This window comes from Collinsella sp. CLA-JM-H32B, from assembly GCF_040098065.1.
GTDB lineage: Bacteria > Actinomycetota > Coriobacteriia > Coriobacteriales > Coriobacteriaceae > Collinsella.
In genome coordinates this window covers 1-23,600 of sequence record NZ_JBBNNA010000013.1, presented here as the reverse complement: position 1 = coordinate 23,600, position 23,600 = coordinate 1, and the positions used below count along the sequence as shown (strand labels likewise).

The window sequence follows — 23,600 nt, the reverse complement described above, 5'->3', positions numbered from 1 at the left end:
GATAAAACGTTTTAGCAAATATACTAGTCCCAACGAATGGTTGCCGTATTGGAAGGCGACCGCACAGCGAAGGGACATAAACAATGGCTAAAACACTGGGGACGCCGTGGCAAAAGCTGGGCCACGAGGTACCGGCTTCCGAGCTCGAGGGCGTCGACCTGTATTGGCGCGCATCGAACTATCTGTCCGTCGGTCAGATCTACCTTCGCTCTAACCCGCTCATGCGCCCTGACTTTGTCGACGAGAAAACCGGTGAGGTGCGCGACTTTGGTCGCCCGGACGTTAAGCACCGCCTGGTCGGTCACTGGGGCACCACGCCCGGCATCAACTTCCTGTTCGGCCACGTCAACCGCCTTATTGCCGACCACAACCAGAACGCCATTTTCTTGATGGGCCCGGGCCATGGTGGCCCCGCCGGCACCGCCCAGTCGCTGCTCGATGGCACCTACCGTGAGATTCGCCCCGACATCACCAATGATGAGGCCGGCCTGCAGAAGTTCTTCCGCCAGTTCTCCTACCCCGGCGGCATCCCGAGCCACTTTGCGCCCGAGACGCCCGGCTCCATCCATGAGGGCGGCGAGCTCGGCTACACGCTCAGCCATGCCTACGGCGCCGTCATGGACAACCCGAGCCTGCTGGCCGTGGCCGTGGTGGGCGACGGCGAGTCCGAGACCGGTCCGCTCGCGACCTCTTGGCAGTCCAACAAGCTCGTGAACCCGGCAACCGACGGTATCGTCCTGCCGATCCTGCACCTCAACGGCTACAAGATCGCCAACCCCACCATCCTTGCCCGCGTGTCCGACGAAGAGCTCACCAAGTTCTTTGAGGGAATGGGCTATAAGCCGCACTTCTTTGTCGCCGGCTTTGACGACGAGAGCCACGCAAGCATTCACGCGCGTTTTGCCGCGCTGTTCGAGCAGGTCTTCGATGAGATCTGCGACATCAAGGCCACCGCGCAGGCCCAGGCCGCCGCGGGTGAGACCGTGGTCCGTCCGGCCTACCCCATGATTGTGTTTCGTACGCCCAAGGGTTGGACCTGCCCCAAGCAGATCGATGGCAAGAAGACCGAGGGCTCCTGGCGCGCCCATCAGGTGCCGCTGGCGAGTGCCAAGGACACCCACGAGCACTTCCGCGTGCTGCGCGAGTGGCTGCGCTCCTACAAGCCCGAGGAACTCTTTACGCCCGAGGGCCAGGTGCGCCCCGAGGTAACGGCCTTTATGCCGACCGGCGAGCTGCGCATCGGCGCCAACCCCAATGCGAACGGCGGCAAGGTGCGCCGCGAGCTCGAACTCCCCGATATTCATGCCCACGAGATTCCCGTCGCAAGTAAGGGTCACGGCTGGGGCTCCACCGAGGCCGCCCGCGTCTTTGGTGAGTACACCGCCGACGTTCTGGCCAAGAACATGGACGATTTCCGTATCTTCGGTCCCGATGAGACCGCGTCCAACCGCCTGCAGGCTGCCTACAAGGTGACCAAGAAGCAGTGGGATGCTGGCTTCTACGAGGACGATGCCAACGACGAGCTGCTGGCCGGTTCCGGTAAGGTCGTCGAGCAGCTGTCTGAGCACCAGTGCGAGGGCTTCCTCGAGGCCTACGTGCTCACCGGCCGCTCGGGTGTGTGGAGTTCCTACGAGAGCTTTGTCCACGTGGTCGATTCTATGGTCAACCAGCACTGCAAATGGCTCGAGGCCACCAAGCGCGAGATTCCGTGGCGTGCCCCCATTAGTGGTCTCAACATTTTGCTGTCGAGCCATGTCTGGCGCCAGGACCACAACGGCTTCTCGCACCAGGACCCCGGCTTTATCGACCTGCTGCTCAACAAGGCCAACGACACGCATATCGTGAATGCCTACTATCCGGCCGACGCCAACATGGCGCTTGCCGTTGCCGAGCGCGTCTACCAGTCCACCGACTGCGTCAACGCCATCTTCTGTGGCAAGCAACCCGCCCCCACCTTCCAGACGGTCGACGAGGCCAAGTCCGAGCTCGCCGAGGGCGTCGCGACCTGGGAGTGGGCATCGACAGCCGACTCGCTCGCCGAGGCCGACGTCGTGGTCGCCACGTGCGGCGACGTGCCGACGCTCGAGGCTCTGGCTGCAACCGACATGCTGCGCGAGCTGGGCATTAAGGTGTGGTTCGTCAACGTGGTCGACTTGCTCAAGATCCAGAACGTCTGCGAGAACGACCAAGCCATCAGCGATGAGCGCTGGGCTGAGCTGTTCGGCTGCGGCAAGAAGCCCGTGCTCTTTGCATTCCACGCCTATGCCGGCACGATTCGCCGCCTGATTTGGAACCGCCCCGGCCACGACGCCTTCCGCGTCCACGGCTACGAGGAGAAGGGCTCCACGACCACGCCGTTCGACATGCTGCGCCTGAATAACATGGACCGCTGGGCCCTGGCCGCCGACGTGCTGCGCATGGTCGACGCCGATAAGTTTGCCGAGCAGATTGATGAGTGGGAAGCCTTCCGCACCGAGGCCTTTGAGTTCGCGTGCGACGAGGGCTTCGATCACCCGGCCTTTACCGACTGGGTCTGGCCCGACGCCGCAGCCGCAACTACTGCCGACGGCGCACTCTCCGCAACGCAAATGACCGCAGGCGACAACGAATAGCATCCGGGACGGTCTCGCGCTGGGGCCTGCTCCGGGCGGGTTGCCTTGTTCCGGGAAGTGGGCTTCGCGAACTTCCCGGAACAAGGCAACCCGCCCGGAGCAGGCCCTCTCGACCGTTTCGATATGCGGGGGCTGATTATTTTTTATGTAATGGGGACCTTGCTTACGCTGCCTTAGAAGCCGTGCATCTAACTATGGTCAGCCAAGATTACATTGCCGGGGCCGGGGAGGCATGCTTTGTTTTGAGAAGTTCGCGGAGCCCACTTCTCAAAACAAAGCATGCCTCCCCGGCCCTCGTCTGTAAACTCTTCCGATGGGCGAGCGGGGCCGCGAGCGATCCGCTCCTATGTTTCCAAATGAATACGGTGTGAGCGGCTGCGACGGATTTGCCCCGCAAACACTCTAGTATGCTAAAGTACCCAGAAGACCGGCGGAGCTATGCCGGTCTTTCGTTCTATATGAAACACAGCATGAGGAGGCTCACCAGATGACGGCCACACCGTGGGGATTCCGGGACATATTGCCCGAGGAGGCTCAGGCGCGCGAGGAGATTGCGCTGACGGTGAAGGGCTGCTTCAGGGAGCATCGTTACCTTCCGGTCGAGACGCCGCTGCTCGAGGACAAGAGTTCGCTTGAGGAAGGCGGACGCATTGCGGACACGCCGTTTAAGCTCTTTGATGATGACGGTCGCCTGCTGGTGGTCCGTCCCGACAATACGTTGCCCATCGTGCGCCTGGTTTCGACCCGCATGCGCGCGGCCGATCTGCCCCTGCGCCTTCGCTACGAGGCGCCGGTGGTTCGTGAGTGCCAGCGCAACGCCGGCGGCTCGCGCCAGTTTACACAGCTGGGCTTTGAGCTTATCGGTGCGGGTGATGCCGCGGGCGATGTCGAGATTGTCTTGCTCGTTGCCGAGGCCGTACGCGAGCTGGCACTTCCCGATGCGCGAATTATCGCAGGTAGTGTGCGTCCGTTTAAGGAATTGCTCGCGGTATGCGAGGATCGTGAGCTGGCTGCCGAGGCCCTGCGCTGCGTGCATGCCAACGACTTTGTGGGCCTCGATGCCCGCGTGGCGGAAAGCGCCGAGTCCGAGGCCGTTAAGGTCGCCATTAGCGAGCTGCCGCGCCTGCACGGTGGTGCCGAGGTGCTCGACCGCGTCGACGCGCTGCTGGCGGCGGCGGGCATTGTTGCGCCGCTCACGCGCGAGCTGCGTGCCCTGGTCGAGGGCCTGGCTCCCGAGGACGCTCAGGTGCTGTCCTTCGACTTCTCCATCATGAACTCGTTTGATTACTACACGGGCCTGGTCTTTAAGGCCTATGCCGGTGGCCTGCCCGATCCGGTGGGCTCGGGCGGTCGCTACGACTCCATCTTTACCGGTGCATTTGGCGACGGCATCGAGGTGCCGGCGGCGGGCTTTGCCTTTTCGCTCGAGCGTCTGGAGGCCGCGCGCACCTCGGCCGAGGACGCTGCTTCCGATGGTGACCATGCCGTGGGGCGCGGCACCGAGGGTCCGCTGCGCATCGCCGTGCCCAAGGGCTCGCTCAAGGCCGACACGCTCGACGTGCTCGAGGCTGCAGGCTTAGACGTCTCTGAGCTGCGCGATCCCGGCCGTCACCTGATCGTGCGCGGCCGCGACACGCGTGCCGGCGCGGTCGCGGTCGGCGATATCGAGTTTGTCATCGTGCGCCCCAGCGATGCGCCCGCCTTTGTGGGCTGCGGTGGTGCCGATTGCGGCATCTGCGGCTGGGACTCGCTCATCGAGGCAGACCTCAACCTGCTGCAGCTGGTCGACCTGGGCTATGGCCTGTGCACCTTTATCGAGGCGGAGCCCGCACGGCGCGCCGGTCAGGCCGAGCGCAACTATGCCCGTCGCGGGTCGCTTCGCGTGGCCACCAAGTACCCGCGCATCGCGAGTGCCTGGTATGCCGAGCGCGGCGTGAACGCCGACATCGTTTCGCTGCACGGTAACATCGAGCTGGGTCCCATTGTCGGTATGACCGACCGTATCGTGGACATTACCGCCACGGGTGCCACGCTGCGCGACAACGACCTGGTTATTACTGGTCGCATTATGGACTGCACGGCCCGCTTCTTTGTCAACCCGGGTGCCGCTCGCCTGGATCCGCGCGTGCGCAACCTGGCAGATCGCCTGGCCGCGGCCGTGAAGGACAAGCATTTTGAGCCCGTCGCGGGCTCGGCACAATAGCGCGAGCACGCACGGGCGTCCCAACGTCTGGGCTGCGGGCCGATTGGCGCCGCCGCCCGGCCTCTCGTTTTTTCAAACGCAACCTCGACCGATAGGGGATACCGATATGAAGACCATCAAGCTTGCTCCCGGTGAGTGCCTCGTTACCAACCAGCTCAACCGCAAGGGCGTGCTGCCGCAAAACATCGTCGACGCCGCCCGCGATATCGTGGCCAACGTGCGCGCCAACGGCGATGCCGCAGTGCGCGATTACTGTCAGCGCTTTGACGGTGTTGAGCTGCAGAGCTTCCGCCTGCCGCAGGAGCAGATCGATGCCGCGCTCGAAGACCTCGACCCCGCGTTTGTCGCGGCGCTCGAGAAGGCCGCGCGCCAGATTCGCGAGTTCCACCAGCGCGAGGTCGAGCAGAGCTGGTTTACCACGCGCGCAGATGGCACGATGCTCGGCGTTAAGGTGACCCCGCTCGCGGCGGCCGGCATCTACGTGCCGGGCGGTCGCGCGCAATATCCCTCCACGGTGCTCATGAATGCCATTCCCGCCAAGGTTGCCGGCGTCAAGCGCGTGGTCATGGTGACTCCTCCGCAAAAAGATGGCCTGATCAGCCCCTATACACTCGCCGCGGCAAAGCTCGGCGGCGTGGATGAGATCTATATGGTGGGCGGCGCCCAGGCCGTGGCCGCGCTGGCATATGGCACCGAGACCATTCCGCGCGTCGACAAAATTACCGGTCCGGGCAACGCTTTTGTCGCCGCTGCCAAGCAGATTGTCTCGGGCGACGTGGGCATCGACATGGTCGCCGGCCCGTCCGAGGTCTGCGTGCTGGCTGATGCTACGGCCAAGCCCACGGTGGTCGCGGCAGACCTGATGGCTCAGGCCGAGCACGACCCGCTGGCAGCCTGCTATCTGGTGACCTGCGACGAGCAGTTTGCGCGCGAGGTCGAGGCGGGCATCGACATCCTGGTGGCGCGGTCCCCGCGTGCCGAGATCACACGTGCCTCGCTCGATAACGAGGGCACCATCGTGGTGGCCGCCGACATGGCCGCTGCCGTCGAGGCGGTGAACACCGTGGCGCCCGAGCACCTTGAGCTGCACTGCAAGGACGCGATGGGCCTGCTCGGCGGCATTCGCAACGCCGGCGCCATCTTTGTGGGCGCCTGGAGCTCCGAGCCGCTCGGCGATTACGTCGCCGGCCCCAACCACACGCTTCCGACCGGTGGCACGGCCATGTTCTCCAACCCGCTTTCGGTCGAAGAGTTCGTTAAGCGCTCGAGTGTCATTTGCTATACGCCCGAAGGCCTGCTCTCCGATGCACCCGCCACACAGCGTCTGGCCGAGGCCGAGGGCCTGTGGGCGCACGCGCTCTCTGCCGCTCTGCGTCGTCGCGTGCTGGAGCAGGGCGAGGATGCCGTGAGTGCCGAGTCGCTGGCTGCGGCCGACCTGACCAAGGTCGCCTGGCCGGGCGACGCTGTGGCGACGGTCGCCGAGGGTGTGGACCTCGCGGCTGCAGGCTCGGATGGCGCTGGCGCGACCGGCGGGGAGGCCTAATATGGCCGAGCTGACGCCCCGTATGAAGGAGCTCGTCCAGCCTTACCTGGCCGGTATTGAGCCCTACGATCCCAACTTTACGCCCACGCGCATCAATCTTTCGGCCAACGAGAACACCTATCCCGTGCCCGCTGGCGTGCGCAAGGCGGTTGATGCGGCCTTGGCTGCTACGCCGCTCAACCGCTACCCCGATCCCATGTCCAACGACCTGCGCGACGAGCTTGCCGCTTGGCATGGCGTGGCTCGCGAGAATATCTGCGTGGGCAACGGCGGTGACGAGCTGCTCTATAACTACTTGCTGGCGTTTGGCGGCGCGGGGCGGACCCTGCTCAACTGCCCGCCGTGCTTTAGCGAGTATGCGTTCTTTGCGTCGCTGTGCCAGACCGAGGTGCGCGACGTGTGGCGCGACCCGGCGACCTTTGAGCTCGACCAGGCGGCGGTGCTTGCGGCGGCTCCCGAGTGCAATCTGGCGATCGTGACCTCGCCCAACAATCCCACGGGTGACGTGGCGCCGCTCGACTTTGTTGCGGCTCTGTGCGATGCCTGCCCCGGCATGGTCATGGTCGACGAGGCCTACGTTGAGTTTGCCGACGATTCGTTTGGTGCGGCCACCACGGCGCAGGGGCTTATCGCCGAGCATCCCAACCTGGTGATTCTGCATACGTTGTCCAAGGCGTTTGGCGCTGCCGGTACGCGTCTGGGTTACGTGATCGCGGCACCCGAGGTCATCGACGTGTTCGCGGCGATTCGCCAGATCTATTCGGTCAACGTGTTGAGCCAGGCGGCGGCGCTTGCCTGCGTGCGTGCCCGCGATGCGTACGCGCCCGTGGTGGCACAGGTCGCATCCGAGCGCGAGCGCGAGTTGTGTGCCCTGCGCGCGATGGCTGCCGAGGGTCTGCCCGTGGAGGCGTGGCCGAGCGCGGCGAACTTTGTGCTTGTGCGCACGCCGCATGCCACGCGCGTGCGCGAGCGTCTGCGCGACGAGTATTCGATTTTGGTGCGCGACTTTAGTTACGCGCCGGGGCTCGCGGACTGTCTGCGCATTACCGTAGGCACCCCGCAGGAAAACGACGAGGTGCTGGCCGCGTTTGCCGTGCTGGTGAAGGAGGAGATGTAGATGGACCGCTATGCCGAGGTGACCCGCAAGACGGGGGAGACCGACATTGTCGTAAAGCTCGACCTGGACGGATGCGGCGTGTGTGATATCTCGACCGGCGTACCGTTTTTCGACCACATGCTCAACGCTTTTGGCCGCCATGGCCTGTTCGATTTGACGGTGCACGCGGTGGGCGACGTGGAGGTCGATGCGCACCACACCGTCGAGGACACGGGCATTGTGCTGGGCGAGGCGTTTTGCCAGGCGCTGGGTGACAAGGCGGGCATTACGCGCTTTGCCGACGCGGCGATTGCCATGGACGAGACGCTCGTGATGGCCTCCGTGGATATTTCGGGCCGCGGCCAGGCCTACTGCGAGCTGCCCGTGCCGACCGAGCGTGTGGGCAGCTTCGATACCGAGCTGGCCGTCGAGTTCTTCTATGCCTTTGCGCGCGACGCCAAGCTCACGCTGCACGTGCGCGAGCTGGCGGGCGGCAACTCGCATCACATTATCGAGGCCGCCTTTAAGGCTGTGGGCCGCACGATGCGCCACGCCTGTGAGCTGGATCCCCGCGTGCAGGGCATCCCCAGCACCAAGGGCTCGCTGTAACCTGCCAAAAAAGGACAGGTTTTGAATGAGATAAGGGAGGGTCGCGTGGGCGAACCGAAGATCGTGGTGGTCGATTACCACAAGGGCAACTTGTCGAGCGTTACGCGCGGGCTTGCGCGCGCCGGTGCCGCCGCCTGCACGTCGGACGATCCGGAGCAGATCCGCAACGCCGACGGCCTGGTCATCCCGGGCGTGGGCGCGTTCTATGACGCGATCGCCTTTATGCGCCAGAGCGGCGAGGCAGACGCGGTGCTCGATGCCGTCGCCGCCGGAACTCCGCTGCTCGGCATCTGCCTGGGCCTTCAGCTATTTTTTGAGCGCGGCAACGAGGGCGTGCCTGCGGACGAGGGCGCGGTCGCCGACGGCAACGCCTCCGAGCAGGCTGGCGCTCCCTGGGTCGATGGCCTGGGTATTATGCGCGGCTCGTGCACGCGCTTGAAATCGAGTCGCCTGAAGGTGCCGCACGTGGGCTGGGACCAGGTGCACATGACGCCCGCCGGTGCGGCCGATCCGCTGCTTACTGGTTTTGCCGAGGGTGCCAACATGTACTTCACCCACAGCTACGCGGTGGCCGACGATGCCGATGCCGCCGATGTGCTGGCGCGCACGCACTATACGCGGAGCTTCCCGTGCATCGTGCGCCACGGCAACGTGTGGGGCTGCCAGTTCCATCCCGAGAAATCCTCCGCGCTGGGTCAGCGCATCCTTAAGAACTTCGTGAGCATCGTCGAGGGGGCCGGCCGATGATTCTGTTTCCCGCAATCGATTTGATCGGCGGCAAGGTTGTGCGCCTGGAGCGCGGCGACCGGAGCCGCTGCAAGGTATATTCCGACGACCCCGTGGCCGTTGCCCGCTCCTTTGCCGAGCAGGGCGCGAGCTGGGTGCACGTCGTCGACCTGTCCGCCGCCTTTGGCGAGGACGAGGACGCATGCGCTGCCAATTCGGCGGCGATCGAGGCCATCTGCGGCGTCGACGGTCTGTTCGTGGACGTGGGCGGCGGCGTTCGCTCGCTTGCGCGCATCGACGAGCTGGCCGGTTACGGTGCTCGCCGCATCGCACTGGGTACCGTGCTGGTGACCGAGCCGGGTTTTGCCGAGGTGGCGGCCCAAGGCTTTGGCGAGCTGCTCGTGGCCGACATCGCCGCTCGCGACGGCCAGGTCAAGGTGAACGGCTGGCGCGACGGCGCGGGCGTGGCACTCGACGATGCCGTGGCACAGCTCACCGAGCTGGGCTTTAAGCATCTGGTGTATACCGACATCGCGCGCGATGGCATGCAGACGGGCATCGATGTGGCGGCGTATCGCCATGTTGCCAAGGTCGCGGGCTTTCCTGTCGTGGCTTCGGGCGGCATCTCTACGCTCGACGACATTCGCGCGCTGGCTGCGGTGGGTGAGGATGCTATTGAGGGCGCCATTACCGGCCGTGCGCTCTACGAAGGCAACTTTACGCTGGCCCAGGCGCTGGCCGCCGCCCGAGGGGAGGAGTAGCCCATGCTTACCAAACGCGTGATTCCCTGTCTGGACGTCAAGGACGGCCGTGTGGTTAAGGGCGTCAACTTTGTGAGCTTGCGCGATGCGGGCGATCCGGTGGAGCTGGCGCGCGCCTATGACCGCGAGGGTGCGGACGAGGTCGTATTTTTGGACATTACCGCGACGAGTGACAACCGTGCGACGACCATCGAGATGGCGGCGCACGCGGCCGAGGAGCTCGCTATTCCCTATACCGTGGGCGGCGGCTTTCGCGACCTGGCGGGCATGCGGACCATGGTTGCCGCCGGTGCCGACAAGGTGTCGCTCAACTCGGCGGCCGTGCGCGACCCGTCGCTGATTAGCCAGGCTGCCGCGGCTTTTGGCAGTCAGGCCGTGGTCGTGGCGATCGATGCCAAGCGCGTCGGTTTGCCCGGAGAGCCGGGTGCCGACAAGTGGGAAGTCTTTACCGCAGGAGGCCGCAACGCCACGGGCATAGACGCGGTGGCGTGGGCCGAGGAAGCGGCTCGTCGCGGCGCCGGCGAGATCTTGCTGACCAGTATGGATCGCGACGGCACCAAGGCCGGCTTTGACCTGGCACTCACCCGTGCCGTGGCGCGCGCGGTGCCGATTCCCGTTATTGCGAGCGGCGGCGTGGGTACGCTCGAGCATTTTGCCGAGGGCGTGATCGAGGGCGAGGCCGATGCCGTGCTGGCGGCGAGCGTCTTTCACTTTGGAACCTTCAGCATTCGCCAGGTGAAGGAGTATATGGCCTCTCAAGGTATTCCTGTGAGGCTGGACTTCTAATGCTGCGGCTTGCCCAGGCACCCGACCTTCCGGCTCCAACCCTCCTCGCGTACTTAAGTACGCGTCGTCGGGCTTGTCGCTCGGAATCTCGGGCACCTGGACAACCCTCGCCGACCTGCGAAGTTTGAATTTGGGGAGAGAAATGGAAGAGATAACCGATCCTTCAAAGCTTACATACGACGCCAAGGGGCTGATTCCTTGTGTGGTTCAGCAGTATGACACCGGTGAGGTGCTTATGGTTGCTTGGATGAACGAGGAATCGGTGGGGCTGACGCTTAAGACCGGGACCACGTGGTTTTGGAGTCGCAGCCGCCAGGAGCTCTGGAACAAGGGCGCGACGAGCGGCAACATGCAGGAGGTCAAGGAACTCTGGGCCGACTGCGATAGCGATACGCTGTTGGTCAAGGTTGACTCTCCGGGCCCGGCTTGCCACACCGGCAACCGTACCTGCTTCTTTAAGAAACTCGCCTAAGGCGGGCGCCCTGTTGGGCGCTCGGTAAAACGGAAAGGATTGAACTATGGGTGTGCGCACCGCAAATGTTCAGGATGGAAATATCGGCGAGACGTTGACGGGTCTGGCCGAGGTGATTCACGGTCGTCGCGATGCGTCGCCACAGGAGAGCTATACCGCTCGTCTGTTGACCGACGTCGAGGACGAGCTGCTCAAGAAGCTTGCCGAGGAGGCGAGCGAGGTCATCATGGCCTGCAAGGATAACGATCACGACCACATCCGCTACGAGGTCGGCGACCTGGTCTACCACCTGCTCGTAACGCTCGAGCGCTACGGTATCACCCTTGACGAACTGGCCGGTGAGCTCAACGCTCGCCGCCACTAGTCAAGCTTTTGGTAGTCATTGGGGACGTTCTTAAACGACTAGTCGTTTGGGACAGTCTTTGCCGGCGCTGCCAAATAACATGCCCAATTACTACGATGAAGTTGAACCTACTGACTAATCGGCGGTTTTGAGCAAATCGTCAACGCTTCTACCTGCGGTTTTATTTTCCACATTGAGCCGATGGTCGGAGGTTTGCGGTCCATCGTAGTAATTGGGCGTTCTTTTTGGCGAGCGGTGTTGCACGGGCGTCGGTGGCGAGCGAAACGATCTGTTTTCCTCCGTCCCCAAGGGGTCATTTGTGAAGAGTGTCCCCAATGACTAGTCGTTTAAGAACGTCCCCAATGACTAGTCTTAGGCGAGGGGCGTGGGTTCCCATTCGCCGGTGGGGTGGGGGATATCGAAGGTTCGATAGCCGCAGTCGTAGGCGTGGGCCTGAGCCTCGCGGATGTTCCAGCAAATATCGCAGGCGCGGTGCGCGTCCGAGCCAAAGGTGATGGGTACCTCGGCGTGGGCGAAGCAACGCAACAGCCCCGTCGAGGGGTAATAGTCGTCGAGGCCCTTGCGCGGCGCGGCGGTCGAGACCTCAACGCGGCGACCCATATCGTGGGCGCATTCGGCCATCTGCTCCCAAAACGGCGCGGGGTCAAAATCGGGCGCGAAGCCTTCCTTCGAAAAGCGCATGACCAGGTCGGGGTGGGCCATTACATCAAAGTTGAGTGAGCTTTCGCAGGCACGGCACCAGTCGTCGACGTAGCGCTCCCACACGCCGCGCACGCCTAAGTTTTCCCAAACGTGCAGGTTGGTGTCGTCGTCGATCCAACCGCAAAGGGAATCGGGTGTATCGGGGCGAGCGACGTTTTCCGTTCCCTCCGTGCCCGCAGCGCCTGCCGCAATATCGCCGGGGTTGCCAATCCAATGCACACTGCCCAGACGTACGACGGCGCCCTGGGACCAGCGCTCAACCAAAGGCTCGCAGCCCTCGTACCAATCGCATTCAAAGCCATAGATAAGCTCGAGCTCCGGCGCAATCTGCGCGGCAAGCTTGCGGGCGTCCTCAAATGCCAGACGATGCGTCGTCAGGTCGCCCTCGACAACCTGTACTTCGCAGTTGGCGTCCATGCTGGCGGGCAGGGTGAGGTGGTCAGTCGAGACCATAACGCGGCAGCCGGCCGCAGCAGCGGCGCGAACGTTGTCCTCAAATGAGGCATGGCCGTCCGAAAACGAGGTGTGGGTATGGCAATCGACCAGCGGGCACATAGGCATAGCGGCTCCTTTGCATTTGGCGAATCCGCTCCATTGTAATGGCGCAGCCTCGGCGCGTCGTACGCGCGGGGTGCCGAAATCGATCGGAAAGGCTGCGCGGCGCGGCCTCGCTTGCTCTCAAAACATGTACGTCAGCCTCCAAAACCGACATAAAATGACATGTTTGGAGGCTGATGTACATGTTTGGATAGGGGCGAGGGCGGCGACGGACGAAAGTCACGCCTGTGCCACGTCCGATGTGCTAGCGTTTGGGTGAATAAAACGAGCCCGTGCGGAAAGGATCCGGACCGTATGCAACGTGGAAGTACATCTCCGCTGTCCCGCGAGACCGATGCGCCCGAGACCATCGTCAAGCTAGAGTGCGACATCGACGATGCGTCGCCCGAGGTACTCGCCTATGCCGCCGACCGCTTGCGCGAGGCGGGCGCCCGCGAAGTGCACTGGCTGCCTCTCTACTGCAAAAAAGGTCGTCCCGGCTGGCAGCTGCAGGTAATCTGCGTCCGCGAGGACATTGACCGTCTGCAGACGATCATCTTTTTGGAAACCACGACCAACGGTATCCGGCGCCAGATTATGGAGCGCGTCTGCCTGCCGCGCCGCTTTGAGCAGGTGGCGACGCCTTGGGGCGAGGTGGCCGTCAAAGTGGCCACTCTGCCCGACGGCAGTGAGCGTGCGGCGCCCGAGTACGAGGACTGCTCCCGCCTCGCTCGCGAGCACAACGTACCGCTCCAACGCGTGATGCAGGCGGCCCAGAGCGCGGCACTGCGATTTGAATAGCGCGGCCGGCGACATCCCGCGCCCAGTCATATCAACCCCACCCGAAAGGACCACCATGAAATACCTCATCGCCTCCGACATCCACGGCTCGGCATACTGGACCGAGCGCCTCTGCGCCGCCATCGAGTCCGAGCAACCCGACCGCATCGTTCTGCTGGGCGACCTGCTCTACCACGGCCCGCGCAACGACCTTCCGCGCGACTACGCCCCCAAGCGTGTGATTCCGCTGCTCAACGCCCTGGCCGACCGCATCATCGCGGTGCGCGGCAACTGTGACGCCGAGGTCGACCAGATGGTGCTCGACTTCCCCGTTATGGCCGACTACGCCACGCTGTTCGACGAGACCGGCCGCGAGCTGTTCCTGACACACGGCCACGTCTTTGGCGCCGGCATGCACAACAGCGTCGACCACGCGCCCGCGCTGCCCGAGGGCTCCGCGCTCGTCTACGGCCACACGCACATCAAGGTTAACGAGGCAAGCGAGGCGCACCCGGGCCTGCGGCTCTTCAATCCCGGCAGCGTGAGCATTCCCAAGGACGGTACGCACAGCTACGGCATCTACGAGGGCGGTGCGTTCCGTCACGTGATCATGGAGGAGGACTAACCATGGCTCAGCAAAATGCCGAGGGCTCGCGCGACCTGTCCACGCTGGTCGACGCGTCGGCCGAGCTGCAGCATCTGGTGCAGACCATCTGGCGCCTGCGTCAGCCCGACGGCTGCCCGTGGGACCGCGAGCAGACGCACCAGAGCATCGGTAAGAACATGATCGAGGAAGCCTACGAGGCGCTCGATTGCATCGAGGCGGACGACGCGGCGCATCTGCGCGAGGAGCTCGGCGACGTGCTCATGCAGGTGGTACTGCATGCGCAGATTGCGGCGGACGCCGGTGAGTTTACGCTGGCCGATGTGGCACGCGATATCGACGCCAAGCTCATCCGCCGCCACCCACACGTGTTTGGCGATGCGGATGCCGATAACTCCGACGAGGTGCTCAAGATCTGGGACGAGGTTAAGCTTGCCGAGAAGGCTGCCAAGGACAAGGCCGTGGCGGCAGGCGAGGCTGCGCCCGGGGGCCTGCTCGACGGCGTTCCCACGCATTTGCCGGCGCTGATGCAGGCGCAGAAGGTGTCGCGCAAGGCAGCGGCCGTTGGCTTTGAGTGGGAGACGGTCCAGGACGTGTGGGACGAGGTCGCCGAGGAGCGTGCCGAGTTTGAGGCCGAGGCTCCCGGCTCGCCCGAGCGCGAGATGGAGTTTGGCGACCTACTCTTTGCCCTGGTCAACGTTGCGCGCAAGGAGGGCATCGACGCCGAGAGCGCCCTGCGCGCGAGCACGGCCAAGTTCCGCCGTCGCTGGGCCGCGATGGAGCAGATGGCGGCCAACGCTCATGTAGATCTGACTGAGCTTTCGACCCACGACCTCAATGACCTCTGGGATGCCGCAAAGGCAGAGGAGTAAGACTGCGGGAACGACGGGCTGACATGCCTCATCGTTCCCGCTAAATTTTTCGAAAAACAAGTGTATCCCTCGGCTAACTTAGGGCATAATGCAAAAAGTGCGACATGGCTAACTTACGGAGGCGCACCGACGGTGCACGGTCGGCCGGTCGCTTGCATCAACTACGTTTCCAAGTGAGAGGGAGACAGCATGAGTGACATTTTGGACGTCTACGGCCGCGAGGTACTCGACAGCCGCGGCAACCCCACCGTCGAGGTCGAGGTCGTGCTTGAGGACGGTAGCTTCGGTCGCGCGATGGTGCCTTCGGGCGCTTCGACCGGCGCCTTTGAGGCATGTGAGCTGCGCGACGGCGACAAGGGTCGCTACCTGGGCAAGGGCGTTTCGCAGGCCGTCGAGCATGTCAACAACGAGTGCGCCAACGCCGTCGTGGGCCTCGATGCCTTCGATCAGCGTGCCATTGACGCCGCACTGATTGCCGCCGACGGTACGCCCAACAAAACCAAGCTCGGCGCCAACGCCATTCTGGGCGTATCGCTGGCCGTTGCCCGCGCTGCGGCAGAGTCGGCGGGCCTGTCGCTGTACCAGTACCTGGGCGGCGTTAACGCCCACCTGCTGCCCACGCCCATGATGAACATCCTCAACGGTGGCGTGCATGCCGACAACAACGTTGACTTCCAGGAGTTCATGATCATGCCGGTGGGTGCTCCGAGCTTTGCCGAGGGCCTGCGCTGGTGCGCCGAGGTCTATCACACCCTCAAGGGCGTGCTGCACGAGGCTGGCCTTGGCGGCGGCGTGGGCGACGAGGGCGGCTTCGCGCCCAACCTCAAGACCAACGCCGAGCCGTTCGAGTACATCACCAAGGCCGTCGAGAAGGCTGGCTTTAAGCCCGGCGTCGACTTCATGTACGCCATGGACCCGGCATCGACCGAGTTCTACAACGCCGAGACCGGTATGTACGAGCTCAAGGGCGAGGGCGTGGAGTACACGAGCGCTCAGATGGTCGATTACTGGGAGAAGCTCGTCGACACCTATCCCATCATCTCCATCGAGGACGGCATGGCAGAGGAGGACTGGGACGGCTGGGTCGAGCTCACCCGCCGCATTGGCAACAAGGTGCAGCTGGTGGGCGACGACCTGTTCGTCACCAACACCGAGCGCCTCAAGAAGGGCATCGAGCTGGGCGCCGCCAACGCGATTCTGGTCAAGGTCAACCAGATCGGCACGCTCACCGAGTCGCTCGAGGCCATCGAAACCGCCAAGGAGGCCGGCTACGCTTGCATCGTGAGCCACCGTTCCGGCGAGACCGAGGACTCCACGATCGCCGATCTGGTCGTGGGTGTTAACGCCGGCCAGATCAAGTCGGGTGCCCCGTGCCGCAGCGACCGTATTGCCAAGTACAACCAGCTCATCCGCATCGAGGACGAGCTCGAGGGCAGCGCGCGCTACGCCGGCAAGGCCGCGTTCTACAACATCCGCTAGACAGATGAGCCTGGCGGGGAGGGGGTGGACTCGGTTCCGCCCCGCCTTGGCCGGATGCCGCAAAGCACTATTGGCGCTGGGCCGTGTGGCTCAGCGCCTTTTTTATGTCGAGCAAAGGCTGGCGAAGGCGGTGCGGGCGCTCGTGCTATAACTAAAGGACTTAGCGCAAACAAACCTCAACCGCACAAGGCGCACATGGATCAGATTTACGACAACAGGTACTATTCCGCCGGTTCGCGTGAGCCGTCGTCTCGTCGTGCGCATTCGGTGCAGCTTGGCGGGCCCGATTATACGGGCGCTGCCCGTCCCACGCATCGCACGGCAGGCAATTCGGACTCCCATGCTCAAATGAATATGTCGACGGACCGCCCGTCACGTTCGGCGCGCCCGACGCATGCTTCGCGTACGCAGCGCCCCTCGGCTCAAACGCACGAAAAGTCGACCAGGCCCTCAAGCCGTCTTTCCGGCTCGGACTTTATGCACTACGCCAACGACAACGCAGTGGTCAAGGCAATTTACGACTTTACCCACGGTCCTCAGCGAGGGCTATTCATCGGCATTGTCGTTGCCCTGGTGCTCGTGAGCCTGTATTTCCCCGTGCGCGATCTGTACGTGGCAAAGCGTTCGAGCGATATCTTGGCCAAGCAGGTCGAGATTCGTCAGCAATACAATGATGAGCTGCAAAAAAGCGTCGACAAACTGCTCTCGGAGGAGGGCATTAAGGACGCGGCGTCCGAGGACCTGGGCCTGGTGATGCCCGGCGAGACCAAGATTGACGTGCTGGGTCTGGATGACGATTCAGATTCGTCTTCGAGCAAGAAGTCGTCGAACGCCAAGAAGGCCAGCGAAGTTGCCAAGGAAATCGAAGAAGTCGGTAAGGACGCGCCGTGGTACATCCAGGCGCTCGACATGCTGTTTGGGTTTAACGGTGTCGAGGGCCAGGCGGTCGTGTCCAACGGCAAATAGCGCCCGGAGGGGGGCCGCAATGACAAATTGCAAACGCTATAAGGTGGCGGCGATCGACCTGGGAACGGTGTCGTCGCGACTGGTGTTGGCCCAGGTCGAGGGCGGGGCGATCGTGGAATCGTCCAAGCACACCGAGATTACCGATCTGGGCGAGGGCGTCGACGCGACGGGCCGCTTTTGCGAGGCGGCGGTCGAGCGCGTGCTCGCTGCATGCCGCATGTTTGTGGACGAGGCGCGTGCCTTTGGGGCCGCGTGCATTTGCACCACATGCACGAGCGCCGCGCGCGATGCATCCAATGCCGCACTGCTGCTGGACGGCCTGCGTAAGCTGGGGCTCGAACCGCAGGTGATTCCGGGCGAGGTCGAGGCGCGCCTGACGTTTTTTGGCGTGGCGCACGACTTTGCCGGCGAGCGCATCATTGTTGCCGATTCGGGCGGGGGATCCACGGAACTCGCGACGGGTGTGTACGCACCGGAGCGTGGGGTCTTCGCGCTGGAGGGTACGCGTTCGCTGGACATCGGTTGTCGCCGCGTGACGGAGCGGTTTTTCTCGGCACTGCCGCCTGCGGACGGCGAGCTTGCTGCCGCTGCCAACTGGGCGGGCGAGCAGTTCGCCGCCTATTTTGAGGGCCTGCCGAGCAATTTTGAGCGTGCAGAGCGCCTGGTCGCGGTGGGTGGCACCGTCACCACTCTCGTGGCGCTGGTTCACGAGCTGGAGCCGTATGATTCGAGCTTTGTGCACCTGCGCGAGCTTTCGATGGAACAGATTTCGGCTGCTATCGAGCACATGTCTGTGTTGGACGCGGACGGCATCGCCGCGCTACCGGGTGTGCAGCCCAAACGCGCGGGCGTGATCTTGGCTGGCGCCGTGGTGATTCGCGAGCTCATGCGTGCCGGCGGCTACAAGACGCTCACCGTAAGCGAGAATAGCCTACTCGCCGGTATGGCCGCCACCATCAACGAGACTCTTGACGGTGCAACCCCCACCATCGCCTGGACCCCGAGTCTGAGCGCCCTTTAACCGTCTCCCTCTGAGTTGCGGTGAAATAGTTCCTAAATGGGCCGGTAAACGGCCAAAAGGAACTATTCCACCGCAACTTAAAGCCCCATCGGCGTCCAAAAGAAACGGGCCCGCATCCCTGGGGGACACGGGCTCGTAAACAATACATGGTAGGGGCGGTGGGACTCGAACCCACAATCCTTGCGGCGAGAGATTTTAAGTCTCCTGCGTATGCCAATTCCGCCACGCCCCCGTGAAACTAGAAGTCTAGCACAAGCCGTCCGTTACGCGTTGACGGCCATCGAGTGTTGGCCCGACTTCTCCAGGAACTCCTGGAACTTGGCTTCGTCGCCCTTGTTCTGGTACTGCAGGGCCAGCAGGTACTCCAAGCGGCAGCGCTTGACCTTGTCGTCACCGGCATCCTTGAGCATGCGCTCCAGCTCGGGAATGTCGTTGTGGCGCTTGAGGATCATCGTGTCGTACATCAGCTGACACTCGTGCGCGACTGCCTCGGCCTGACCGCCCTCAAAGCCCTTGATCTCGTGCAGCAGCTCTTTGGACTTTTTACGGTCCTCCTGGCCAACGTAGTAGTTAAAGGCCTTGATCACCAGGTCGACGCGCTGCATCTTGGGGAGGTTGAGCCCCAGCAGCAGGTCGAACATCTCGCTGGCACGCTCGTGGTCCTCGCGCAGCAGATAGGAGTTCAGACGCAGGTAGTCGCGGTTGTAGCGCGGGTACAGCATGCTGGTGAGTTTGCCGTCGAGCAAACGATCGAACTCGTCCCACTGCTTGGCGGCCATAAGCTGCTGCAGGCGCTTGAACGTTGTGCGTTTTTTGACGCTAAAGAACACCGACACGGCGATGCAGATGATAACGACGGCGGTCCAGAGTGTGCGGGAATCGGGCATATTAGGGTCCTTAGTCGCTCATAAAGCGAGCGGTATGACAACACGTACTAGATGTATTATACGCAGCGCGCAAGCAAACTGGCATAAAAGCTCATCGAGGCCGAGTGCCATCGCTCGCTGCGGTACACTTACCTAAAGTAAACCATGAAGGGAGACATTACCTATGAAGAAAATCGTTTTGGCTTGCGGTGCTGGCGCTGCTACTTCCACGCTCGTTGCCCAGAAGGTCGCTACCCTGCTCGACGCCAACGGTTATGCCGACAAGTACGAGATCGTGCAGTGCGCCATCTCCGAGGCCAAGGATTACTGCGACGAGGGCGCTGACCTGCTGATCGCCACCACCGTTGCCCCCGAGGGCCTCACCTGCCCGTACGTGAGTGGCGTGCCCTTCATGACCGGCATGAACCGCGTTGCCGCCGAGAAGGCCGTTCTCGACGTCATGGCTCAGTAGGCGCTGACTGCATGAGTGAGCAGAACGCCAACCCGGTAGAGCTCTTTGGTATGCGCGTTGCCCATGTGGGCATTAACGCCACCGACCCGGCAGACGCCCTGGAGATCGCGGAGCTGTTCTCGACGATGATGGGCCTGCCCGTCATCGAGACCCCGGTTTCGTACTTCAACGATTCGCTGGTCGAGATCATGAAGCAGAACGGTCGTGGCACCAAGGGCCACATCGGCTTTGCCGTTAACGACATCGATGCGGCCGAGAAGTGGTTTGCCGAGCGCGGGCTCGAGGTCAACGAAGAGTCGCGCGCACTGCTGCCCGACGGTGGTACCAAGCTCGTGTACTTTAAGCGCGAGTTCGCCGGTTTCGCCGTGCACCTGTGCCGCGAGTAGCGCACAAGCTGCCATAGCTGGCAAAAAGGGATAGGGCCGCGTGGCCCTATCCCTTTATTTATGTCGAGGGGCTTCCTACCGCGGCAGGCGAATCGTAAAGCGGCTGCCGACGCCTTCGACTGAGGTCACGCCGATGACGCCGCCGTGGCTATCGACGATCCACTTGGCGATGGCAAGCCCCAGGCCCGAGCCCTGCGCGCCGGCATCGCGTGCGTTGTCGGCGCGATAGAACCGTTCAAACGCGTGAGCTGCGGATTCCTGGTTCATGCCGATGCCCTCGTCCTCAACACTTATGTCGATCGTGCCCGAGCCCACATCGGGCGTTATGCCAAATGTGACGGTCGTTCCCGCATCCGAGTACTTGGTGGCGTTTTGCACGATCACGCGCAGAGCTTGCTTCACGAGTGCGACATCGACGGACGCGTCGCAGCGCGGGTCGCTGGCAAATGCGGCGTCAAAAGCCAGCCGATACGTGTGCCCGGCATCGATCATCTGCGATTCTTCGCATACCTCTCCGACGAGCGCTGCCAGATTGGTATCCACACGATGCAGCGCGGTGCGGCCGGCATCGCCGCGTGCCAAAAACAGCAGTTGTTCTACGAGCTCCTGCATGTGCTCGCTTTCGGCCTTGAGCGAGGCGATGGACTCCGCCAGCACAGCTGGGTCGTCCTTGCCCCAGCGGTCGAGCATGTTTACGTAGCCCTGAATCACCGCGATGGGCGTGCGCAGTTCGTGACTCGCGTCGTTGACAAAGCGCATCTGCTGCAGCTTGGCCTCTTGCATCTGGCGCAGCAGGCGGTTGAGCGCGACCTCGATGCTCGCCAGGTCGGCGTCGCCGGTGGTGACGCTCGGCGAGTCGACGCTTGCGCGCTCGATGGCCTGCTCCAGCGTTTCCATCTTGCCGCCGGAGAGCTGCATACGGCCGAGCTCGTCCACGCGTAAGGCCAGGTCGTTGAGTGGTGCCATGGTACGGCGCACGCGGCGGGCGCCGCCGAGCATGTTGAGCACGCTGATGACCTGCCAACCCACAACGACAAGGTAGAGAGGCCATAGCGCGACGAGGTCCTGCGCGAGCGGGAAGGTCTTGCTGGTGTGCGCAAGCTCGACGGTATAGGCGAGCGTTGCCAGGTCCCAGCCGCGCGCGGGCGTCAGCGACATGCCGTGAACGGTGGCGCCGGGAATCCAGCCTGCGGTAAACGCGCCTTCGGGCAGCGTTTGGTTGTAGCCATAGACGAGGATCGCCGCCGCAATCACCACCAGTAGCAGGTCGAGCCAGACATAGCTCAACAGGCGGCGCCACATATAGCTCCAGTTGATGGCGCGGGCGATGGAGGTGACGCGCTTGGCCTCGGCGTTACGCACGGCAGACATAGCCCACCCCGCGCACGGTCTGGATGATGCGGGCACCGCCGGCGTCCTCGATTTTGGCACGCAGGTGCGCGATGTGTACGTCGACGTTGTTGGTGTCGCCCACGTATTCGTAGCCCAGCGCTTCGTGCGCGATGCGCTCGCGCGTGAGCACAGTCTCGGCATGCGCCATAAGCAGGGCGAGGACGTCGAACTCGCGGGCCGTGAGTGCGATGGGCGAGCCGCCGACCGTGACTTCGCGGCGGTCGAGATCGAGCGCGACCGAGCCCACGGCGAGCGTGGCGGGGGAGGGAGAGGCAGAAGCCTGGGTCGAGTCGCTGACCGGGGGTATCGCAGCGGCGCTCCCGGTCGCGCCGCCCGCCATGCCCGTCCCGGCACCGACGCCGCCAATGCCCGAAGCCGCCCGCACGGCCTCCGAGCGCTTCAGCGCCACGCGGATCCGTGCGAACAGCTCCTCAATCGCAAACGGCTTGGTCAGGTAATCGTCAGCACCGGCGTCGAGCCCGGCCACCTTGTCCATCACGGCATCGCGCGCGGTGACCATAATCACCGGCACATCCTTGTGCTTGCGGACGCGTCGCAGCACCTCCATGCCGTTGAGTTGCGGCAACAGTACATCGAGCAGAATCAGATCGTAGTCGCGCTCCATCGCCAGGTCAACGGCGGTGCGGCCATCGGCGGCGTGCTCCACCTGGTAGCCCTCGTGCTCAAGCTCGAGCGTCACAAAGCGGGCGATTTTCTCCTCGTCCTCTACGATCAGGATCCGTGCCATGCGTGCCCCCGTCTGCGATTACTTGTCGTCGTTCAGATTTTGCTTGATGCCGTCCGCGGCGTCGGCGGCGTGATCCATCAGGTTGTTGATGCTGCCGGGCACGTCGCCGTCGCTATCGATGCGATAGCGCATGCCAAAGAACAGGCCAAGCAGCATCAGCCATATCGTGGCGCCCCAGGCAAACAGGGCGACGATGGGGATCAGGATGGGGATGTTGAGGATGATGGCGTCGCGGCGTGTGGCAATAAACTTGGTGTCCAGGCTCAGACGGAAGAGCTTTTTAAGGTACTCCCACACGCTGTCCATCTTCTTGGAGAAGTCAGTTTTTTCGCTCGACTTCTCGTAGGCGGCCTGCGCGGCGACCATCTCGGCCGAGGGTTCGTCGACCGGCGCGGACTCGGTGGCGGCGTGCGCCGACGTGGTCTGGGTCTTGCCCTGCGACTCGAGCCAAATGATGGCATCCAGAACGTTGCCGTCGGCGGCGTCGAGCGCTGCCTTGGCATCGGTGTAGCTCACGTTGCACTTGGTGCGGATGGTTTCAACTTTTTCGAGGTCGTCCATGACCTGTCCTTTCGTTCGATGGGCGCGACGCCAGGCGATCTGCCCGGGCGCGAGCGTTGCGTTCGGCGGCCTGCGTTGCGCGGCGCCGCCCCGCCCTTGGTCGAACTCTATAGTGCAGGTTATAGATTAAGTGATTCTTGAGCCAAGATTAATGGTGGATGAGTTTTTGGGTGGCGAAGCGCGTGACGCGGGGCGCGCAGGCAAGGGGAAGGCCGGTTTTGCGTGGCGTGGGGAAGGGAAGGACAGGTCTTTGGGGCGGCCGACAGCGAGGTCTAATACTTTTCCGAGAAGTGAACGAGTGAAAGCGGACACCCGAAGCATCGACACTTGAGAGGTGCCGTTTCCTGCGGTTTTGCTGCCGGAATCCTGCGATTTTGCCGTTGAAAAATGCGGATGCTCCAGGGGTCCAAAAACAGCCGTTCACTTCGCGGAAAAGTATTAGACCTCGATAACGGGGATGGGGCGCCGGTGCAAAACGGCGTCAAGGGTTGGTCGAGCAGGCGGTTTCTCCATTGATGTCCGCACGACATGTGACACTTTCCCTGCCGCCCTGCTCTGCCGCGGCGGCATGCATCTGAACGACGACCCTCTAAGGAGTTCGATATTGATGAGTGACAACACCAAGCATCTCGCAAAGAAGTGCGTCAGGGACGCAGGGCCGTGCCTCGCGCTGTGCCTTGTCGGCGCAGCGGTTGCGCTGCTGGCTGTTCTGGGGCCATTCGACGTGCTCCGAAGTGCCAGCTCTCTGCACGTTTGCATGGCCCTTGCCGGCGCCATGATGACCGGCGGCGTGCTCGATCTGGTTTTTTGGGTGCTTGACCCGTTTGGATGGAAGAACGAAGGGTAAGCCCTAAGGGGTGGAAGGGCTGGAACGGTTGGCTTAGTGATCGTGCAGAATGCGGTCTAGCGACTTACAGGGAAGTGGTAATCCGATGACGGTCTATGTGACGGGCGACGTCCATGGCGGCCTCGACATGCAAAAGCTGCGCGATTGGGACCTTGGGGCTAGCCTGACGAGCGACGACTATCTCATCGTCGCGGG

At 63.2% G+C, this 23,600-nt stretch carries 24 protein-coding genes and 1 tRNA gene; 19 read left to right on the top strand and 6 right to left on the bottom strand.

Going from position 1 to position 23,600, the window contains the following annotated elements; genetic code table 11:
- Positions 1–83: 83 nt before the first annotated feature.
- The 10 genes from AAA138_RS07680 to hisE all read left to right on the top strand — a co-directional run bounded on the left by AAA138_RS07680 (position 84) and on the right by hisE (position 11,172).
- Complete coding sequence (locus tag AAA138_RS07680) at positions 84–2,612, top strand: phosphoketolase family protein (protein WP_349090292.1); 2,529 nt, start codon at positions 84–86, stop codon at positions 2,610–2,612.
- A gap of 487 nt (positions 2,613–3,099) precedes the next feature.
- The gene (gene hisG / locus AAA138_RS07675; protein WP_349090290.1) at positions 3,100–4,815 is read left to right on the top strand and encodes an ATP phosphoribosyltransferase; all 1,716 of its coding nucleotides are present in this window, start codon (positions 3,100–3,102) and stop codon (positions 4,813–4,815) included.
- Positions 4,816–4,921: 106 nt separating this feature from the next.
- The gene (hisD, locus tag AAA138_RS07670) at positions 4,922–6,358 is read left to right on the top strand and encodes a histidinol dehydrogenase (RefSeq protein WP_349090289.1); all 1,437 of its coding nucleotides are present in this window, start codon (positions 4,922–4,924) and stop codon (positions 6,356–6,358) included.
- Position 6,359: 1 nt separating this feature from the next.
- Positions 6,360–7,475 carry a histidinol-phosphate transaminase gene (hisC, locus tag AAA138_RS07665; RefSeq protein WP_349090288.1) on the top strand — a complete coding sequence of 372 codons (1,116 nt, stop codon included), beginning with the start codon at positions 6,360–6,362 and terminating at the stop codon, positions 7,473–7,475.
- Positions 7,476–8,063, top strand: a complete 588-nt coding sequence (gene hisB / locus AAA138_RS07660; protein ID WP_349090287.1) for an imidazoleglycerol-phosphate dehydratase HisB — start codon at positions 7,476–7,478, stop codon at positions 8,061–8,063. It abuts the gene before it with no gap.
- Positions 8,064–8,084: 21 nt separating this feature from the next.
- Positions 8,085–8,810, top strand: coding sequence for an imidazole glycerol phosphate synthase subunit HisH (gene hisH / locus AAA138_RS07655; RefSeq protein WP_349090285.1), 726 nt, complete (start codon positions 8,085–8,087; stop codon positions 8,808–8,810).
- Positions 8,807–9,550 (top strand): HisA/HisF-related TIM barrel protein, encoded by a 744-nt coding sequence (locus tag AAA138_RS07650; RefSeq protein ID WP_349090284.1) that lies wholly within the window; start codon positions 8,807–8,809, stop codon positions 9,548–9,550. The genes hisH and AAA138_RS07650 overlap by 4 nt, the downstream gene beginning before the upstream one ends.
- A 3-nt stretch (positions 9,551–9,553) precedes the next feature.
- A complete protein-coding gene (hisF, locus tag AAA138_RS07645) occupies positions 9,554–10,336 on the top strand; it encodes an imidazole glycerol phosphate synthase subunit HisF (RefSeq protein WP_117654877.1) in 783 nt (260 codons plus the stop codon).
- 142 nt (positions 10,337–10,478) lie between these two features.
- A complete protein-coding gene (gene hisI / locus AAA138_RS07640) occupies positions 10,479–10,808 on the top strand; it encodes a phosphoribosyl-AMP cyclohydrolase (RefSeq protein ID WP_055285578.1) in 330 nt (109 codons plus the stop codon).
- 46 nt (positions 10,809–10,854) lie between these two features.
- Positions 10,855–11,172, top strand: a complete 318-nt coding sequence (gene hisE / locus AAA138_RS07635) for a phosphoribosyl-ATP diphosphatase (protein WP_349090283.1) — start codon at positions 10,855–10,857, stop codon at positions 11,170–11,172.
- Positions 11,173–11,523: 351 nt separating this feature from the next.
- On the opposite strand, the gene AAA138_RS07630 is transcribed toward hisE, so the two are convergent.
- Positions 11,524–12,435, bottom strand: a complete 912-nt coding sequence (locus AAA138_RS07630; RefSeq protein WP_349090282.1) for a PHP domain-containing protein — start codon at positions 12,433–12,435, stop codon at positions 11,524–11,526.
- Between the two features lie 291 nt (positions 12,436–12,726).
- Between AAA138_RS07630 and larC the strand changes: the two genes are divergently transcribed.
- The 6 genes from larC (at position 12,727) to AAA138_RS07600 (ending at position 18,133) form a co-directional block, all read left to right on the top strand.
- A complete protein-coding gene (gene larC / locus AAA138_RS07625; protein WP_349090281.1) occupies positions 12,727–13,212 on the top strand; it encodes a nickel insertion protein in 486 nt (161 codons plus the stop codon).
- Positions 13,213–13,267: 55 nt separating this feature from the next.
- Entirely contained in the window at positions 13,268–13,816 is a 549-nt protein-coding gene (gene yfcE, locus AAA138_RS07620) for a phosphodiesterase (protein ID WP_349090280.1), read from the top strand.
- A 2-nt stretch (positions 13,817–13,818) separates the two neighbouring features.
- Positions 13,819–14,667: a nucleoside triphosphate pyrophosphohydrolase gene (gene mazG, locus AAA138_RS07615; RefSeq protein ID WP_349090279.1), complete on the top strand. Its 849-nt coding sequence runs from the start codon at positions 13,819–13,821 to the stop codon at positions 14,665–14,667.
- 189 nt (positions 14,668–14,856) lie between these two features.
- A complete protein-coding gene (eno, locus tag AAA138_RS07610; protein ID WP_349090278.1) occupies positions 14,857–16,146 on the top strand; it encodes a phosphopyruvate hydratase in 1,290 nt (429 codons plus the stop codon).
- A gap of 195 nt (positions 16,147–16,341) precedes the next feature.
- Positions 16,342–17,112 carry a hypothetical protein gene (locus AAA138_RS07605; protein WP_232049580.1) on the top strand — a complete coding sequence of 257 codons (771 nt, stop codon included), beginning with the start codon at positions 16,342–16,344 and terminating at the stop codon, positions 17,110–17,112.
- A gap of 19 nt (positions 17,113–17,131) precedes the next feature.
- On the top strand, positions 17,132–18,133 hold the full coding sequence (locus AAA138_RS07600) for a hypothetical protein (protein WP_099432259.1): 1,002 nt from the start codon (positions 17,132–17,134) through the stop codon (positions 18,131–18,133).
- A 147-nt stretch (positions 18,134–18,280) separates the two neighbouring features.
- Here the strand turns inward: AAA138_RS07600 and AAA138_RS07595 are convergent.
- Together AAA138_RS07595 and AAA138_RS07590 are read right to left on the bottom strand one after the other, a co-directional pair.
- A tRNA-Leu gene (locus AAA138_RS07595) sits at positions 18,281–18,365 on the bottom strand.
- Between the two features lie 31 nt (positions 18,366–18,396).
- Positions 18,397–19,020 carry a hypothetical protein gene (locus tag AAA138_RS07590; RefSeq protein ID WP_195363798.1) on the bottom strand — a complete coding sequence of 208 codons (624 nt, stop codon included), beginning with the start codon at positions 19,018–19,020 and terminating at the stop codon, positions 18,397–18,399.
- A 163-nt stretch (positions 19,021–19,183) separates the two neighbouring features.
- Between AAA138_RS07590 and AAA138_RS07585 the strand changes: the two genes are divergently transcribed.
- Together AAA138_RS07585 and AAA138_RS07580 are read left to right on the top strand one after the other, a co-directional pair.
- Positions 19,184–19,471, top strand: coding sequence for a PTS sugar transporter subunit IIB (locus tag AAA138_RS07585; RefSeq protein WP_006235903.1), 288 nt, complete (start codon positions 19,184–19,186; stop codon positions 19,469–19,471).
- Positions 19,472–19,482: 11 nt separating this feature from the next.
- Complete coding sequence (locus tag AAA138_RS07580; RefSeq protein ID WP_055310391.1) at positions 19,483–19,857, top strand: VOC family protein; 375 nt, start codon at positions 19,483–19,485, stop codon at positions 19,855–19,857.
- Between the two features lie 75 nt (positions 19,858–19,932).
- On the opposite strand, the gene AAA138_RS07575 is transcribed toward AAA138_RS07580, so the two are convergent.
- The 3 genes from AAA138_RS07575 to AAA138_RS07565 are packed head-to-tail and all read right to left on the bottom strand — an operon-like array spanning position 19,933 to position 22,558.
- Complete coding sequence (locus AAA138_RS07575) at positions 19,933–21,228, bottom strand: HAMP domain-containing sensor histidine kinase (protein ID WP_349090276.1); 1,296 nt, start codon at positions 21,226–21,228, stop codon at positions 19,933–19,935.
- Positions 21,212–21,997: a response regulator transcription factor gene (locus AAA138_RS07570; protein WP_349074373.1), complete on the bottom strand. Its 786-nt coding sequence runs from the start codon at positions 21,995–21,997 to the stop codon at positions 21,212–21,214. Before AAA138_RS07570 ends, AAA138_RS07575 begins: the two co-directional genes overlap by 17 nt.
- 18 nt (positions 21,998–22,015) lie before the next feature.
- Positions 22,016–22,558, bottom strand: a complete 543-nt coding sequence (locus AAA138_RS07565; RefSeq protein WP_349074372.1) for a DUF4342 domain-containing protein — start codon at positions 22,556–22,558, stop codon at positions 22,016–22,018.
- Between the two features lie 607 nt (positions 22,559–23,165).
- Here AAA138_RS07565 and AAA138_RS07560 point away from each other — a divergent pair.
- Positions 23,166–23,405 (top strand): hypothetical protein, encoded by a 240-nt coding sequence (locus tag AAA138_RS07560; RefSeq protein ID WP_349074370.1) that lies wholly within the window; start codon positions 23,166–23,168, stop codon positions 23,403–23,405.
- Positions 23,406–23,600: the final 195 nt, after the last annotated feature.